This is a genomic window from Streptomyces sp. NPDC003042 (genome assembly GCF_053591315.1).
In genome coordinates this window covers 12,984-29,643 of sequence record NZ_JBSFTP010000047.1, presented here as the reverse complement: position 1 = coordinate 29,643, position 16,660 = coordinate 12,984, and the positions used below count along the sequence as shown (strand labels likewise).

General features: G+C 71.5%; 10 protein-coding genes. 5 read left to right on the top strand and 5 right to left on the bottom strand.

From position 1 onward, the window contains the following. Positions 1 to 15: 15 nt before the first annotated feature. On the bottom strand, positions 16 to 1,503 hold the full coding sequence (locus ACWDYJ_RS22410) for a sugar transferase (protein WP_451567352.1): 1,488 nt from the start codon (positions 1,501 to 1,503) through the stop codon (positions 16 to 18). 380 nt (positions 1,504 to 1,883) lie between these two features. Between ACWDYJ_RS22410 and ACWDYJ_RS22405 the strand changes: the two genes are divergently transcribed. Continuing rightward, positions 1,884 to 4,151 carry a M4 family metallopeptidase gene (locus tag ACWDYJ_RS22405; RefSeq protein WP_451567351.1) on the top strand — a complete coding sequence of 756 codons (2,268 nt, stop codon included), beginning with the start codon at positions 1,884 to 1,886 and terminating at the stop codon, positions 4,149 to 4,151. Between the two features lie 93 nt (positions 4,152 to 4,244). Here the strand turns inward: ACWDYJ_RS22405 and ACWDYJ_RS22400 are convergent, their stop codons facing one another. From ACWDYJ_RS22400 to ACWDYJ_RS22390, 3 genes are all read right to left on the bottom strand, one after another. Next, complete coding sequence (locus ACWDYJ_RS22400; protein WP_451567350.1) at positions 4,245 to 4,589, bottom strand: hypothetical protein; 345 nt, start codon at positions 4,587 to 4,589, stop codon at positions 4,245 to 4,247. A 138-nt stretch (positions 4,590 to 4,727) separates the two neighbouring features. Then, entirely contained in the window at positions 4,728 to 7,364 is a 2,637-nt protein-coding gene (gene glgP / locus ACWDYJ_RS22395; protein WP_451567349.1) for an alpha-glucan family phosphorylase, read from the bottom strand. A 241-nt stretch (positions 7,365 to 7,605) separates the two neighbouring features. Continuing rightward, positions 7,606 to 8,130, bottom strand: coding sequence for a GNAT family N-acetyltransferase (locus ACWDYJ_RS22390; protein WP_451567348.1), 525 nt, complete (start codon positions 8,128 to 8,130; stop codon positions 7,606 to 7,608). Positions 8,131 to 8,541: 411 nt separating this feature from the next. Between ACWDYJ_RS22390 and ACWDYJ_RS22385 the strand changes: the two genes are divergently transcribed. The 4 genes from ACWDYJ_RS22385 to glgB all read left to right on the top strand — a co-directional run bounded on the left by ACWDYJ_RS22385 (position 8,542) and on the right by glgB (position 16,280). Beyond that, positions 8,542 to 10,536, top strand: coding sequence for a maltotransferase domain-containing protein (locus ACWDYJ_RS22385; protein WP_451567347.1), 1,995 nt, complete (start codon positions 8,542 to 8,544; stop codon positions 10,534 to 10,536). Then, positions 10,533 to 12,263, top strand: a complete 1,731-nt coding sequence (treS, locus tag ACWDYJ_RS22380; RefSeq protein WP_451567346.1) for a maltose alpha-D-glucosyltransferase — start codon at positions 10,533 to 10,535, stop codon at positions 12,261 to 12,263. Before ACWDYJ_RS22385 ends, treS begins: the two co-directional genes overlap by 4 nt. A gap of 154 nt (positions 12,264 to 12,417) precedes the next feature. Beyond that, positions 12,418 to 13,923 carry a maltokinase N-terminal cap-like domain-containing protein gene (locus tag ACWDYJ_RS22375; protein WP_451567345.1) on the top strand — a complete coding sequence of 502 codons (1,506 nt, stop codon included), beginning with the start codon at positions 12,418 to 12,420 and terminating at the stop codon, positions 13,921 to 13,923. Beyond that, positions 13,920 to 16,280 (top strand): 1,4-alpha-glucan branching enzyme, encoded by a 2,361-nt coding sequence (glgB, locus tag ACWDYJ_RS22370; RefSeq protein ID WP_451567344.1) that lies wholly within the window; start codon positions 13,920 to 13,922, stop codon positions 16,278 to 16,280. Before ACWDYJ_RS22375 ends, glgB begins: the two co-directional genes overlap by 4 nt. On the opposite strand, the gene trxA is transcribed toward glgB, so the two are convergent. Beyond that, entirely contained in the window at positions 16,270 to 16,614 is a 345-nt protein-coding gene (gene trxA, locus ACWDYJ_RS22365; protein ID WP_451567343.1) for a thioredoxin, read from the bottom strand. The two genes, glgB and trxA, sit on opposite strands and share 11 nt — an antisense overlap. Positions 16,615 to 16,660: the final 46 nt, after the last annotated feature.

Sequence of the window (16,660 nt, the reverse complement as noted above, 5' to 3'; positions counted from 1 at the left end):
TTCCACCCCGGCCCCTCAGTACGCTCCGCGCCCGTCGACGACGGCGCGGAGGGTGCGGCCCATCACGTCGACGTCGCTGGTGAAGGACCAGTTGTCCACGTACTGCAGATCGAGCTGAATCGTTTCGTCCCACGACAGGTCGGAGCGCCCGCTGATCTGCCACAGGCCCGTCATCCCGGGCCGTACGGCGAGCCGGCGCAGCTCGACCTCGTCGTAGCGCGCCACCTCCTCCGGCAGCGGCGGACGCGGACCGACCAGCGACATGCTGCCGGTCAGTACGTTGTACAGCTGCGGCAGTTCGTCCATGGAGGTCCGCCGCAGCAGTCGGCCCACCCGGGTCACCCGGGGGTCGCGACGCATCTTGAACATGAGCCCGTCGTTCTCGTTGGCCCCCGACAGCTCGGCCTTCAGCCGGTCGGCGTCCACCACCATCGTGCGGAACTTCCACATGACGAACGGCGTTCCGTCGCGGCCGATCCGGCGCTGGCTGTACAGGGCCGGGCCGCGCGAGCCCAGCCGGATCGCCAGGACGACCGCGAGGAAGAGCGGTGACAGCACGAGCAGCCCGAGGGCCGCCCCGGTGCGGTCCAGCCCCGACTTGAGCAGGGTCTGCACCCCCCGGCGCACGGGCGGCGCGATCCGCAGCACGGCGAGCCCGCCCGCGGACAGCGTCTCCAGCCGCTTGACGGAGACCTCCACCAGCCCGGGGAAGACGGCCAGTTCGAGCCCTTCGTCGTGCAGGGCCCAGGCGATGCGGCGCAGCCGCTCCCCGCCGACCCGCGCGCCGGGCGCGACGAGCACCAGGTCGGCGTGGTGGCTGCGGACGGCGCCCAGCACGGCGGCGGCGTCCCCGTGCGGGGGCCCGGACATCACGGCGTCGAGCCGGGCCGCGACGGGGGTACCGCTGGTGAGTTCGCCCGCCCCGACGGGGACGACGCCGACGACGACGTAGGGGTGGTCGGTGCGCGCCGCGAGGTGCGCGATGACGCCCTCGGCGGTGTCCGGCTCCCCGACGACCAGGACCCGGCTGACGGCATGTGCCTCGCGGCGGGCGGCCGTGAGGTGGCGGTAGGTGAGCTTGTGGCAGGCGACGGTGATGAACAGTGCGGGCAGCAGCGCCCCGAGGGCGGCCAGCCGGGGGGTGCTTTCCCCCGTCAGCACCCGTACGACGGCGAGGACTCCGATCAGAATCAGCCAGTCGTGGACGACGGGCAGCACAGCCCGGCTCTCGCCGAGCACCCGGGCCGCGTAGCGGTGGCGCAGCGCCTGCACCCCGGTCCACGCCATGGCCGCTCCGACGGCGCAGTACAGCGGCCTGGCCTGCTGCGCGGCCTCGAAGACGAGGCCTACGGGAAGGGCGGCGCCGACGAAGTCGGCGGTGACGGCGGCGGGCAGGTACCAGCGGTTCTTGTCACCGAGCCGCCGGGCCGGCGCAGTTGCCGTCCCCCCCGACTCCCCGGTTGTTCTGGCCACCCTTTGCGCAGGAATATGGACATGCCTCATGGGCCCCCCTGGCACGTGGTCTATGGCAGTGGCGCCTGCCCGTGGCTTCCCCTGGCTACCGGCATGTGGCGCACCGGGAAACAGTACGACAAACGCCCGTACGGTAGATGCCGTTTGCGTGAACGAGGTCCGTTGCCGCCCGAGCGCCGGCGATCGGTATCAGGCATTCCGAATTCCGCGCTACGCCTTCGCACACGAAGGTGAATGGTTCGGATACCGGATACGTATCTTCGGACAACGGACTGTTTCCGGCCAACATTTTGACGCGGCCCTGACATCACGGCCCACAGGTGGCACTCTTCGACCGTTCATCGCACCAGCCCGATCTGCCCGGAGGCCCACCCAGCCATCCGGAACCCCCCTTGCAGAAGGAGTCTGCGTTGAGTCCCACCCCCCAGAGGCGTGCCACCGCTGCCGGCGCGCTCATCGCCGCGGCGGCCCTGATCGCCGTAGGCATACAGGCCGGCACCGCAACCGCCGACGCCACCGCGTCGCAGGCCCGCACGGCCGCCCAGCCCAACCCGGGCGCGGCCAACCTCAAACTCAGCGCTTCGGAGCGTGCGACGCTCCTCGCCGAGGCCAACTCGACCACCGCGCAGGCCGCCAAGGCGCTCGGCCTCGGCAGCGGCGAGAAGCTGGTCGTCCGCGACGTGGTCAAGGACGCCGACGGCACCACGCACACCTCGTACGAGCGGACCTACGACGGTCTGCCCGTACTCGGCGGCGACCTCACCGTCCACGCGAAGGACGGCGTCACCAAGAGCGTCACCAAGGCGACGAACCACGAGATCAAGGTCGCGGACACCGACGCCTCGGTGACCCCGGCCGCCGCCGAGAGCCAGGCCGTCTCCGCCGCCAACGCCGAGGGCTCGAAGGAGGCCAAGGCCTCCAAGAACGCCCGCAAGGTGATCTGGGCGGCCGAGGGCGCTCCGGTCCTCGCCTACGAGACCGTCGTCGGCGGCCTCCAGCACGACGGCACGCCCAACGAGCTGCACGTGGTGACCGACGCCAAGACCGGCGCCAAGATCACCGAGTGGCAGGCCGTCGAGACCGGCACCGGCAACACGCAGTACAGCGGCCAGGTGACCCTCGGGACCACGCAGTCGGGCAGCACCTGGAACCTGACCGACGCCGTCCGCGGCGCCCACAAGACCTACAACCTCAACCGCGGCACCTCCGGCACCGGCACGCTCTTCTCCGGCCCGGACGACACCTGGGGCAACGGCCTGCCGGCCAACCTGGAGACGGCCGGCGCCGACGCGCACTACGGCGCGGCCCTCACCTGGGACTACTACAAGAACGTGCACGGCCGCAACGGCCTGCGCAACGACGGCGTGGCCCCGTACTCCCGGGTCCACTACGGCAACAACTACGTCAACGCCTTCTGGCAGGACTCCTGCTTCTGCATGACCTACGGCGACGGTGACGGCAACGCCAAGCCGCTCACCTCCATCGACGTGGCCGCGCACGAGATGACCCACGGCCTGACCTCGGTCACCGGCAACATGACCTACAGCGGTGAGCCCGGCGGCCTGAACGAGGCGACCTCCGACATCTTCGCGGCGGCCGTGGAGTTCCACGCCAACAACGCGCAGGACGTCGGCGACTACCTGGTCGGCGAGAAGATCGACATCCGTGGCAACGGCACCCCGCTGCGCTACATGGACAAGCCCAGCAAGGACGGCTCGTCCAAGGACGCGTGGTACTCGGGCATCGGCTCCATCGACGTCCACTACTCCTCGGGCCCGGCCAACCACTGGTACTACCTGGCCTCCGAGGGCTCCGGCGCCAAGGTCGTCAACGGCGTGAGCTACGACTCGCCGACCTCGGACGGTCTTCCGGTCACCGCGATCGGCCGCGACGCCGCCTCGAAGATCTGGTTCCGCGCGCTGACCACCGGTCTGTTCAAGTCGAACACCAACTACGCGGCCGCCCGTACGGCCACCCTGCAGGCCGCCGCCGATCTGTACGGCGCCGGCTCGGCCACGTACAACAACGCGGCCAACGCCTGGGCGGCCGTCAACGTCGGCCCGCGCGTCGTGAGCGGTGTCTCGGTCACCAACCCCGGTAACCAGAACACCGTCACGGGCAGCGCGGTCAGCCTGCAGATCCAGGCCTCCAGCACCAACGCCGGTGCGCTGAGCTACGCGGCGACCGGCCTGCCGGCCGGACTGTCGATCAACGCCTCCACCGGTCTGATCTCCGGCACGGCGAGCACGGCGGGCACGTCCAACGTGACCGTCACCGTGACCGACGCGCAGAGCAAGTCGGGCACGGCGGCGTTCACCTGGACGGTCGGCACCAGCCAGCAGACCGTGTTCGAGAACACGGCCGACTACCAGATCGCGGACAACTCGACGGTCGACTCGCCGATCACGGTGAACCGCACGGGCAACGCGTCGAGCGCCCTCAAGGTGGACGTGAACATCGTCCACTCCTACGTCGGTGACCTCAGGGTCGACCTGGTCGCCCCCGACGGCACCGTCTACAACCTGCGCAACCGCACCGGCGGCAGCGCGGACAACATCGTCCAGAGCTTCACGGTCAACGCCTCGTCCGAGGTCGCGGCCGGCGTCTGGAAGCTCCGGGTCGCCGACCTCGCCAGCATCGACACCGGCTACATCAACAGCTGGAAGCTCACCTTCTAAAACCCCCGGTGAGTGACCACTGACAGACCCACCTGACGACCGACGCGGGGCCGCCCGGGAGGAAACCTCCCCGGGCGGCCCTGTTTCCATGGCTCAGTCCGACGGGACGAAGCGCACGGAGTAGGTGCGGATGATGGAGTCGTCTCCGGACCTCACCGCGTCCATGGGGTGGCCGACGCAACCCCTGGTGCTGTAGAGCAGGGCGGTGCCGCTGGTCTCGTTGACCAGGTCGGTGGCGGGAGTGCCGCCGACGCCGGGGAGGTCGATGCAGACGTGGTCGTTGGGGCGGACGAGCACGGCGGTGGCCGATTCGCCCCAGCCGTCGGTGAAGGTGTACACGAAGCCGCCGGAGGCGGCGGAGGACGGTGCGGCGGCCGGCAGGACGAGGGCGAAGGCGGCGGCGACGGCTGCGGTCGCGGCGGCGGTACGGGTGCGCATGGGCGGCAGCGTAGGAGCCGACGTCGCCGCCGAAACGATCCGCCGCGCGCAGCGCGTGCGAAGGTTCACCCTCCCGGTGCGGCATACGGAAGGGGACGGGCGGCCGGCGGACCCGGCGCGCCCGTCCCCCGGCCCGGCTCAGCGCAGCAGGACGCCGCCCACCCCGTCGGTGTCCACGGGGGCCGCGACCAGACCCAGTTCGGCCGGGGTCGCCAGCAGCGGATGCGCGGGCAGGATCCGTACCGTGTAACCGAAGGGGCCCGTACGGTCCAGGGCGAGCGGGCCCTCGTACACCCAGCGTCCCTCCAGGTCCGGCCCGGCGGCGGGCTTGAGCGGGAAGTTCCGCGCGTCCCGGATCACGTCCTGCGCGTCGACCCGGCCCGCGACGGCCTGCACCTCCACGTCCTCGGGCGCGAGCGAGTCCAGCGCCACCCGCACCCGCAGCGTGAGGGTGGCCCCCAGCTCGGCGGTGCCGCGGACCGGGGCGGCGGCGACCGCCTCCACGTGCTCGACGGCGACCCGCGGCCAGGCCGCCCGGACGCGCCCCTTCCACCAGGCGAGGTCCCGCGCGGCCTCCTGCGTGAGGGCGCGGTGGGAGAGTGCGGCGGGAGCGTAGAGCCGCTCCACGTACTCCCGCACCATCCGTCCCGCGAGCAGCTTCGGCCCCAGCGACACCAGGGTGCGCCGGACCATCTCGATCCACCGCACGGGCAGGCCGCCGACCCCGGTCCGGTCGTAGAAGCGGGGCGCGACCCTCCCCTCGATCAACTCGTAGAGGGCGTTCGCCTCCAGGTCGTCGCGCCGGTCCTCGTCGCTCCCGAGGCCGTCGGCCGTGGGGATGGCCCAGCCGAAGTCGGGCTCGAACCACTCGTCCCACCAGCCGTCGAGCACCGAGAGGTTGAGGCAGCCGTTGAGCGCGGCCTTCATCCCGCTGGTCCCGCAGGCCTCCAGCGGCCGCAGCGGGTTGTTCAGCCAGACGTCGCAGCCCGGGTAGAGCTTCTGCGCCATGCCCATGCCGTAGTCCGGCAGGAAGACGATCCGGTGCCGCACCCGCGGATCGTCCGAGAAGCGCACCAGCTCCTGCACGAGCCGCTTCCCGCCGTCGTCCGCCGGGTGGGCCTTGCCCGCGACGACGATCTGCACCGGGCGGTCCGGATCCAGCAGCAGCCTGCGCAGCCGCTCCGGATCGCGCAGCATCAGCGTGAGCCGCTTGTACGACGGCACGCGCCGGGCGAAACCGATCGTCAGCACGTCCGGGTCGAGTACGGAGTCCACCCAGCCCAGTTCGGCGTCGGCGGCCCCGCGCTGCTTCCACGAGGCGCGCAGCCGGTCCCGTACCTCCTGGACGAGCTGCTCGCGCAGGGCCCGCCGTACGTCCCACACGTCCTGGTCGGCGATCTGCGCGACGGCGTCCCAGCGGGGCGAGCCGCCGACCGCGAGGGCGTCCTCGGCCCGCCCGGCGCCGATCTGGCGGGCGCCGAGCCGCATGACCTCGGGGGCGACCCAGGTCGGGGCGTGCACGCCGTTCGTCACGGACACGATGGGCACGTCGGCGGCGTCGAAGCCCGGCCACAGCCCGGCGAACATGCCGCGGCTGACCTCCCCGTGCAGGGTGGACACGCCGTTGGCGCGCTGGGCCAGGCGCAGCCCCATCACGGCCATGTTGAACACGCCGGGATCGCCCCCGGGATAGCTCTCGGCACCCAGCTCCAGGATCCGGTCGACCGGTACGCCGGCCAGCTCACCGCCCTCGCCGAAGTGCCGGGCGACGAGGGCCCGCTCGAAGCGGTCGATGCCGGCGGGCACGGGCGTATGGGTGGTGAACACGGTCCCGGCGCGCACGGCTTCGACGGCGGCGTCGAAGCCGAGGCCGCGCTCGCCGTCCAGTTCCCTTATGCGTTCGAGCCCGAGGAACCCGGCGTGGCCCTCGTTCGTGTGAAAGACCTCGGGATCGGCATGCCCGGTGATCCGGCAGTACGTGCGCACCGCGCGCACGCCGCCGATCCCGAGCAGCATCTCCTGGAGCAGCCGGTGGTCGCTGCCGCCGCCGTAGAGCCGGTCGGTCACCTCGCGGGCGCCGGCGTCGTTGTCCTCGACGTCGGAGTCGAGCAGCAGCAGCGGCACCCGCCCGACGCGGGCCTGCCAGACGTGCGCGTGCAGGGACCGCCCGCCGGGCAGCGTGAGCGACACGCGGGCGGGGCTGCCGTCCTCCTGGCGCAGCAGGGCGAGGGGCAGTTCGTTGGGATCAAGGACCGGATAGTGCTCCTGCTGCCAGCCGTCGCGCGAGAGCGACTGGCGGAAGTAGCCGTGCCGGTAGAGCAGTCCCACCCCGATGACCGGCACACCGAGGTCACTGGCGGCTTTGAGGTGGTCCCCGGCGAGGATCCCGAGCCCGCCGGAGTACTGGGGAAGGGCGGCGGTGATCCCGAACTCGGGTGAGAAGTAGGCGATCGCGGCGGGAAGCGCGTCGCCGCTCTCGTGACTCTGGTACCACCTCCCGCCGTGGACGTAGTCATCGAGGTCGGCGACGGCAACGGCCAGCCGCCGCAGGAACCGCCGGTCGGCGGCGAGTTCCGCCAGCCGGGCGGCGGGCACGGCACCGAGCAGCCGGACGGGATCCCCGCCGGCGGCATGCCAGCCCTCGGGGTCGACGGATTGGAAGAGTTCGCGGGTTTCCGTATGCCACGACCAGCGCAGATTGCGCGCGAGCTCGGCGAGCGGCATCAGGGGTTCGGGGAGGACGGGGCGCACGGTGAATCGACGGATAGCCTTCACGTGTCCACCTTCGCAGGGGATGACGGATCGAAGCGGCCGCACCACGCTGTGCACCGCGCATCGCCCCCGGAAGGCTATCCCCGACACCCCCCGCCGAACCATCCCGCCTCACGCCGCGCGCGGCGGCCCCCCGCGCGTTCGCGCGGGCGAAGCACCGAGCCCGGGCACGGCCGCGCGGGAAGTGGCGGGACGGGGAGCGAACGGGCCCCCCGCGCCCCGCCCGGCCGGGCCGGCGCAACGGCTACGCGTCCGTCGCCAGCCGGGCGTGGAGGTGTTCGTCGTGCCAGCCGTCCGCGTGGAGGAGGGCTTCGCGCATGGTGCCCTCCAGCGGGAAGCCCGCCTTCACGGCGATGGCGCACGAGGCCGGATTGGCCACCGAGTGGCAGATCCGCAGGCGGTGCAGGCCGATGTCCTCGAAGGCCCAGCGGGACACCGCGGTCACGGCCCGCGTCATGACTCCCCGGCCCCGCCCGGCCGGCAGGAGCCAGTACAGGAACTCCGCGCTGCCGGCCGCCGGATCGAAGTCGGCGAGGCCGATGAGGCCCACCGGAGCGGAATCCGGCGAGGGGGCCACCGCCCAGATCGCCGCCTCCCCGGCGGTCCAGCGCCGCTGCCACCCCGCGATCCGCGCCACCGCCTGCGCCCGGGACATCTGCTCCGGCCGGTTCCAGTGCCGGATGTCCGGGTCCTCGTAGGAGGCCTCCAGCACCGGCGCGTCAACCTCGTGCCACGGCCGCAACACCATCCCGTAGGGCAGATCGAACACCGGCTGGACCCCCCTCGCGGGCGGGCCGGAAGAGGCGGACGGGACAGGGGTGACAGGGGGTATCTCGGAGTCCATCGACCCATCCTCGCCGACTTGACGGAGCCTCGGCGGATCTCGATCCGGCCCTTGGTGATCCGCGTGCCACTACGTACGAGTAGTTAACCAACAGCGCGGATTGGGCGGGGTGAGAGTGGGAAGGGCTCCCCGGGTACGCGATACGTACACGCACGGCGCACCCGCCACCAACCTCTCCCCGCCACCCGAGTGAACGCGGACAGGAGCGGCCATGCCCGCAGCCCAGCCGTCTTCCGAGCGGCTAGAAACAGAGCGAACAGAGCGTGCGCTACCAGCTGCCCTCGCGGCTGGCCTGTTGTCACCGAGCCCTGCGAACTGCCCCCAGGTGATCCCATCATGATCGGTCGCATTCCCGTGCTGGACGTCCGCCCCGCCGTCGACTGCGGCGCCAGACCCGCCAAGGCGGTCGTGGACGAGGTCTTCGAGATCTCGGCCACCGTGTTCCGCGAGGGACACGACGCCGTGGGCGCCCACGTCGTACTCCGAGATCCCCGCGGGCGGCTGCGGCCCCCCGTGCCGCTTCGCGAGCTCGCCCCCGGTACCGACCGGTGGGGGGCCCGCGTGTCCGCCGAGGTCGAGGGGAGGTGGACCTACACCGTCGAGGCGTGGAGCGATCCCGTCGCCACCTGGCGGGCCTACGCCGCGATCAAGATCCCGGCGGGCCTCGACACCGGCATCACCCTCCTCGAAGGCGCCGAGCTCTACGAGCGGGCCGGCTCGCGGATCCCCAAGCGCGACGGCCGCGAAGCCGTGCTGGCCGCCGCCGACGTGATGCGCGACGAGGACCGGCCCGTCGCGCAGCGGTACGCCGCCGCGCTCGCGCCCGCGGTGGACGCGGCGCTCGCGAAGCGCCCGTACCGGGAGCTGGTCAGCTCCGCCAAGGCACTGCCCCTCCTCGTCGAACGCAAGCGTGCGCTCTTCGGTTCCTGGTACGAGATGTTCCCGCGCTCCGAGGGGGCCGTGGTCGAGCCCGGTGAGGCGCCGGTCAGCGGCACCTTCGCCACCGCCGCCGAGCGGCTGCCCGCGATCGCCGCCATGGGCTTCGACGTGGTCTATCTGCCGCCCATCCACCCCATCGGGAGCACGTATCGCAAGGGTGCCAACAACACGCTGTCGGCCGGTAGTTGGGACCCCGGTGTGCCGTGGGCCATCGGGTCCACGGAGGGCGGCCACGATGCCGTCCACCCCGAGCTGGGCACCATCGAGGACTTCGACGCCTTCGTCGCGCGCGCCCGCGAGCTGCGCATCGAGGTCGCGCTGGACTTCGCCCTCCAGTGCTCCCCCGACCACCCGTGGGTGGAGAAGCACCCGGAGTGGTTCCGCCACCGCGCGGACGGGACGATCGCGTACGCCGAGAATCCGCCGAAGAAGTACCAGGACATCTACCCGATCCACTTCGACACCGACATGGCCGGCATCGTGGAGGAGACGGTGCGGATCCTGCGGTACTGGATGGATCACGGCGTCCGGATCTTCCGGGTCGACAATCCGCACACCAAGCCTGTCGTCTTCTGGCAGAAGGTGATCGCCGACATCAACAAGTCGGACCCGGATGTGATCTTTCTTGCCGAGGCCTTCACCCGCCCCGCCATGATGCGGGCGCTCGCCTCGGTCGGCTTCCAGCAGTCGTACACGTACTTCACCTGGCGCAACACCAAGGCGGAGATCACCGAGTACATGACCGAACTGGCCGACACCCGGTCCGCCTCCGTCATGCGGCCGAATTTCTTCGTCAACACCCCGGACATCCTGCCGGGATACCTCCAGCACGGCGGCCGCCCCGCCTTCGAGGTCCGAGCCGTCCTCGCCGCCACCCTCTCCCCCACCTGGGGCGTCTACGCCGGCTACGAGCTCTGCGAGAACACCGCGGTCAGAGAGGGCAGCGAGGAGTACCTGAACTCGGAGAAGTACGAGTTCCGGCCACGCGACTGGGCCGCCGCGGACCGCGAGGGCCGCACGATCGCCCCGCTGATCACCACCCTGAACCGGCTGCGCCGCCGCAATCCGGCCCTCCAGCAGCTGCGCGACATCCACTTCCACTCCACCGACAACGAACAGGTGATCGCCTATTCCAAGCACGCGGGCGGCAATTCCGTACTGGTGGTCGTCAACCTCGATCCGCACCACACCCAGGAGGCGACGGTCTCGTTGGACATGCCGGTACTCGGCCTCGACTGGCACGGGTCCCTCGCGGTGCGCGACGAGCTCACCGGCGATACCTATCACTGGGGCAGGGCGAACTACGTGCGTCTAGAGCCGGGCCGCACGCCCGCGCACGTACTGGCCGCTCTGCGACCGTCCCCGCCCACCGGAGGGTCACCCACCACATGATGATCAACGATCCCGTCCCCGACACGTTCGAGGACACCCCCGCCAAGGACCGCGATCCCGACTGGTTCAAGCGGGCCGTCTTCTACGAGGTCCTGGTCCGGTCCTTCCACGACACCAACGGCGACGGCGTGGGAGACCTCCAGGGGCTCACCGCCAAGCTGGACTACCTCCAGTGGCTCGGCGTCGACTGCCTCTGGCTGCCGCCCTTCTTCGCCTCACCCCTGCGCGACGGGGGCTACGACGTCTCCGACTACACCTCCGTGCTCCCCGAGTTCGGCGACCTCGCCGACTTCGTGGAGTTCGTGGACGCCGCGCACCAGCGCGGCATGCGGGTGATCATCGACTTCGTCATGAACCACACGAGCGACCAGCACGAGTGGTTCCAGCAGTCGCGCAAGGACCCGGAGGGGCCGTACGGCGACTACTACATGTGGGCCGACAACGACAAGCAGTACCAGGACGCCCGCATCATCTTCATCGACACCGAGACCTCGAACTGGACGTACGACCCGCTGCGCAAGCAGTACTACTGGCACCGCTTCTTCTCGCACCAGCCGGACCTCAACTACGAGAACCCGGCCGTGGTGGAGGAGATCGTCTCCGCGCTGCGCTTCTGGCTGGACCTCGGCATCGACGGCTTCCGCCTCGACGCCGTGCCCTACCTGTACGCGGAGGAGGGCACCAACTGCGAGAACCTCCCCCGCACCCACGCCCTCCTCAAGCGGGTCCGCGAGGAGATCGACGCGCACTACCCGGACACCGTCCTGCTCGCCGAGGCCAATCAGTGGCCCGAGGACGTCGTCGACTACTTCGGGGACTACGCGAAGGGCGGGGACGAATGCCACATGGCCTTCCACTTCCCCGTCATGCCGCGCATCTTCATGGCCGTGCGACGGGAGTCGCGCTACCCGGTCTCCGAGATCCTGGCCAAGACCCCGGCGATCCCGGACCGCTGCCAGTGGGGCATCTTCCTGCGCAACCACGACGAGCTGACCCTCGAAATGGTCACGGACGAAGAGCGCGACTACATGTACGCCGAGTACGCCAAGGACCCGCGCATGCGGGCCAACATCGGCATCCGGCGCCGGCTCGCCCCGCTCCTGGACAACGACCGCAATCAGATCGAGCTGTTCACCGCCCTGCTGCTGTCCCTGCCCGGCTCGCCGATCCTCTACTACGGCGACGAGATCGGCATGGGCGACAACATCTGGCTCGGTGACCGCGACGGCGTCCGCACGCCCATGCAGTGGACCCCGGACCGCAACGCCGGTTTCTCCTCCTGCGATCCGGGCAGGCTGAACCTGCCGGTCATCATGGACCCGGTCTACGGATACCAGGTCACCAATGTCGAGGCCGCGATGGCATCGCCCTCCTCACTGCTGCACTGGACCCGCAGGCTGATCGAGATCCGCAAGGCGAACCCCGCCTTCGGGCTCGGCTCGTACACCGAACTGCCCTCGTCCAACCCGGCCGTACTCGCGTTCCTGCGCGAGTTCGGGGACGACCTGGTGCTGTGCGTGCACAACTTCTCGCGCTTCGCGCAGCCCACAGAGCTCGATCTGCGGTCGTTCAACGGGCGGGTCCCCGTGGAGCTCACGGGCGATGTGCGTTTCCCGCCGATCGGCGAATGGCCGTACTTGCTGACCCTGGCGGGGCACGGCTTCATGTGGTTCCGGCTCCGGAAGGAAGTGCGTCCCGAACAACGGGCCGAGCTGCGAACCGAATAGCGGGCCGGGTACGGGGCGGGCAATGCGAATGGGTCAATCGCCCGCCCTGTACGGATCATCCTGACCCGACACTCGCACTTGCCGGAGAAGCAACTGCCGCGCATCCGGGACACTCTGCGCATTCTGTGACGGCCCGGGGAAAGGACGCGACGCCATGTCGGAGGCTGCATCCGCCCGGAGCCGGCTGACGGCCGACCGGGCCGCATGGACCGGGATCGGCCCGCTGGAACCGATGCTGAGGGCCTGGCTGCCCGCACAGCGCTGGTTCGCGGGCAAGGGGCGCACCATCAGCAGGCTCAGAACCGTTTCGGCGGCCGAGCTGCTCCCGCCGGACTCCACACCAGGGCTGCTGCACCTGCTGCTGGACGTGGACGGCGACTGCTACCAGCTCCTGCTGGGCATCCGCCCGTCCCCACTGCCCCCGGGGCTCGCCCCCGCCCTGATCGGCCGCGCCCAGGACGGCCCGTACGCGGGCAAGGCGGTGTACGAGGCGCTGGGCGACCCCCGGCTCGCCGCCATGCTGCTGGAGCGGCTGCGCGCCCCCGGCCTGCTCGGCCCGCTCCGCTTCGACCGGGACCCGGCGGCGCCGATCCCGGCAGGGCTCCTGCCCCGGCCGCTGTCCGGCGAGCAGACCAACTCCTCGCTCATCTACGGAGATTCGTTCATCCTCAAGGTGTTCCGCCGGGTCGGCCCCGGGGTCAACCCGGACCTGGAGCTGCCCAGAGCCCTGGCCGCCGCCGGCTGCGCCCGGGTGCCCGCGCCGGTCGCCTGGTACGAGGCCGAGCTGCCCGCGGGCGAACCACTGACCCTGGGCGTCCTCCAGCCCTACCTGCGCGGCTCCGACGACGGCTGGCAGCTGGCCCTGCGAAGGCTGGGCGCCGGGGCCGACTTCACCACCGAGGCGCACGCGCTCGGCCGGGCCACCGCCGAGGTGCACAGCGCCCTGGCCGCCGCCCTGCCCACCCTCGCGCTCGGCCCCGAGCAGACCGCCCGGCTCGCCGCCGGGATGACCGCGCGCCTCGCCGCCACCGCCCGGGAGGTGCCCTCCCTGCGGCCCTACGAGGCGGGGCTGCGCGGCGCGTTCGACGCCCTGGCCGCCTCCCGCGGCGCCGGGGTCTCCGCGCAGCGCATCCACGGGGACCTGCACCTGGGCCAGACCCTGCGCACCTCCGACGGCAGCTGGGCGCTGATCGACTTCGAGGGGGAGCCGGCCCGGCCGCTCGCGGACCGCCGCCGCCCGGAACCGGCGGTGCGCGACATCGCCGGGATACTGCGCTCCTTCGACTACGCCGCCCGCTCGCACCGGCCGTTCGCCCCCGCCTGGGCGGACGCCTGCCGGGGCGCGTTCTGCGAGGGCTACGCCCGCACCACCGGCCGCGATCCGCGCGAGGATCCCGTACTGCTGCGCGCGTACGAGACCGACAAGGCGGTGTACGAGGCCCGCTACGAGTCCCGGCACCGCCCCGACTGGCTGCACGTCCCGATGGCGGCGATCCGCCGCCTGGCCTCCGGCACGGACCGGAGTTTCGGCCGGACCATGCCCGCTCCCGGCGCCGCACCCGCCACCGGTGAAGGCTTCGCCCCCTCCCCCCTCTCCCCCCCGCCCCTGTCCCTCTCCCGCCACCCCCGCCCGCAGCCACCTAGGAGGCCCCACACGTGAGCGCCGCTCGTCAGTCTCCCTCCACCACCACGCCGTCCACGGCTTCCGGACACGGCGCCCCCGACGCGGCGGCGCAGAAGCCCCCGACCCAGACGCCGGAGACCCAGAAGCCGCCGACTCAGAAGCCGCAGTCTCAGAAGCCCCAGACGCCACGCGCCCGCCGAGCCCCCGCCCCCGCCCACGGCGTGCGGCCCGCACCCGCGCTCGGCGGGGAGGAGCGGTCCCGGCTGCTGGAGGGCCGCCACCACGATCCGCACGGCGTGCTCGGCGCCCACACCCGGCGCGACGGGGTGACCTTCCGGGTGCTGCGCCCGTACGCGAAGACCGTCACGATCCTCGCCAAGGGGCTGCGGGCGGAGCTCTTCGACGACGGGGACGGCCTGTTCTCCGGACTGCTGCCGCTGACCGGGGTGCCGGACTACCGGCTGCTGGTGGCGTACGAGGGCGACGAGATCGAGGTCCACGACCCGTACCGGTTCCTGCCCGCCCTCGGCGAGCTGGACCTGCACCTGATCGGCGAGGGCCGGCACGAGGAGCTGTGGACGGCGCTCGGCTCCCAGCCGATGGAGCACCAGGGGGTGGCGGGCACCCGGTTCACGGTGTGGGCGCCGAACGCCCAGGGCGTACGGGTCAGCGGGGACTTCGCGTACTGGGACCCGACCGCCTACCCGATGCGCTCGCTCGGTTCGACCGGTGTGTGGGAGCTGTTCCTGCCGGGGGTGGGCGAGGGCACGCTGTACAAGTACGACATCGCCCGCCCGGACGGCAGCCACACGCTGCGCGCCGACCCGATGGCGCGGCACACGGAGGTGCCGCCCGCCAACGCCTCGGTGGTGACGGCGTCCCGGTACGCGTGGCAGGACGCCCAGTGGATGGCGACGCGCGGCGCCCGCCCCCTGCACCGGTCGCCGATGTCGGTGTACGAGGTGCACCTGGCGTCCTGGCGGCCCGGGCTCAGCTATCGCCAGCTCGCGGAGCAGCTGCCCGCGTACGTGAAGGAACTGGGCTTCACACACGTGGAGATGATGCCGGTCGCCGAGCATCCCTTCGGCGGCTCGTGGGGCTACCAGGTCACCGGCTTCTACGCCCCGACCTCGCGGATGGGCAGTCCGGACGACTTCCGCTTCCTCGTGGACTCGCTGCACCGGGCCGGGATCGGGGTGATCGTCGACTGGGTGCCGGCGCACTTCCCGCGCGACGACTGGGCGCTCGCCGAGTTCGACGGGCGGCCGCTGTACGAGCACCACGACCCGCGCCGGGCCGCGCACCCGGACTGGGGGACCCTGGAGTTCGACTACGGGCGCAAGGAGGTCCGCAACTTCCTCGTCGCCAACGCCGTGTACTGGTGCCAGGAGTTCCATGTGGACGGGCTGCGCGTGGACGCGGTGGCCTCGATGCTGTACCTGGACTACTCGCGCGGCGAGGGCGAGTGGGCGCCGAACGAGTTCGGCGGCCGGGACAATCCGGACGCGGTGGCGATGCTCCAGGAGATGAACGCGACCGTGTACCGGCGCTGCCCGGGTGTCGTCACGATCGCGGAGGAGTCCACGGCCTGGGACGGGGTGACCCGGCCGACGGACGCCGGCGGGCTCGGCTTCGGCCTGAAGTGGAACATGGGCTGGATGCACGACACCCTGCGGTACGTGTCGAAGGAGCCGGTGCACCGCAAGTACCACCACCACGACATGACCTTCGGGATGATCTACGCCTTCAGCGAGAACTACGTCCTGCCCATCTCGCACGACGAGGTGGTGCACGGCAAGCAGGCGCTGGCCTCGAAGATGCCGGGCGACTGGTGGCAGCAGCGGGCCACGCACCGCGCGTACCTGGGCTTCATGTGGGCCCACCCGGGCAAGCAACTGCTCTTCATGGGGCAGGAGTTCGCCCAGGGTTCGGAGTGGTCGGAGGCGCACGGCCCGGACTGGTGGGTGTTGGACTCCTCCTACTCGGCGGCCGGTGACCACCGGGGCGTACGCGACCTCGTGCGCGACCTGAACCACACGTACGCGGCGGCGCCCGCGCTGTGGGAGCGGGACACGATGCCGGAGGGCTTCGCGTGGGTGGAGGCGGACGCGGCGGAGGACAACGTGTTCGCGTTCCTGCGCTACGCCCAGGACGGGTCGCCGCTGCTGTGCGTCTCGAACTTCTCACCGGTGGTCCGGCACGACTACCGGCTCGGAGTGCCCGACGAGGTGCCGCAGTGGCGGGAGGTCCTCAACACGGACCGGGAGGTCTACGGCGGCAGCGGCATCCACGACAGCCGGCCGCTGCGCCCAGAGCCGGTACCGGCCCAGGGGCGCGCGGCGAGCCTGCGGCTGACGCTCCCGCCGCTGGCGACGCTCTGGTTCAGGCCGTAACGAGCACCTCGTCCAGTTCCTGGAGCAGTTTGCGCTTGGCGCGCGCCCCGACCATCTGCCGGACGGGTTCGCCGTCGCGGAAGACGAGCAGGGTCGGCATGGACAGCACCCCGTACCGCGTGACGGTCTCGGGGTTGCTGTCCGCGTCGATCTGGACGACCTTGAGCCGCTCGGCCTCCTCGGCGGCGATCGCGGACAGGACGGGGGCGAGCTGGCGGCAGGGCCCGCACCAGTCGGCGGTGAACTCCACCAGGACGGGCCGCCCCCGCTCCTCCAGCACCCGCGCCGCGAAGTCCGCGTCGGTCACTTCCGCGACCCCTTGGGCACGCGTCATCGTCATTCCCCTCTCGTGTGGTGTGGTGTGGTGTGGTGTGGTGTGG

What these genes read in the sequence shown, in the direction of transcription:
- ACWDYJ_RS22375 (WP_451567345.1), top strand. Translation starts at nt 12,418, where the DNA reads ATGTCGGAGGCTGCATCCGCCCGGAGCCGGCTGACGGCCGACCGGGCC.
- ACWDYJ_RS22410 (WP_451567352.1), bottom strand. Translation starts at nt 1,503, where the DNA reads ATGAGGCATGTCCATATTCCTGCGCAAAGGGTGGCCAGAACAACCGGG.
- treS (WP_451567346.1), top strand. Translation starts at nt 10,533, where the DNA reads ATGATGATCAACGATCCCGTCCCCGACACGTTCGAGGACACCCCCGCC.
- ACWDYJ_RS22400 (WP_451567350.1), bottom strand. Translation starts at nt 4,589, where the DNA reads ATGCGCACCCGTACCGCCGCCGCGACCGCAGCCGTCGCCGCCGCCTTC.
- ACWDYJ_RS22385 (WP_451567347.1), top strand. Translation starts at nt 8,542, where the DNA reads ATGATCGGTCGCATTCCCGTGCTGGACGTCCGCCCCGCCGTCGACTGC.
- trxA (WP_451567343.1), bottom strand. Translation starts at nt 16,614, where the DNA reads ATGACGCGTGCCCAAGGGGTCGCGGAAGTGACCGACGCGGACTTCGCG.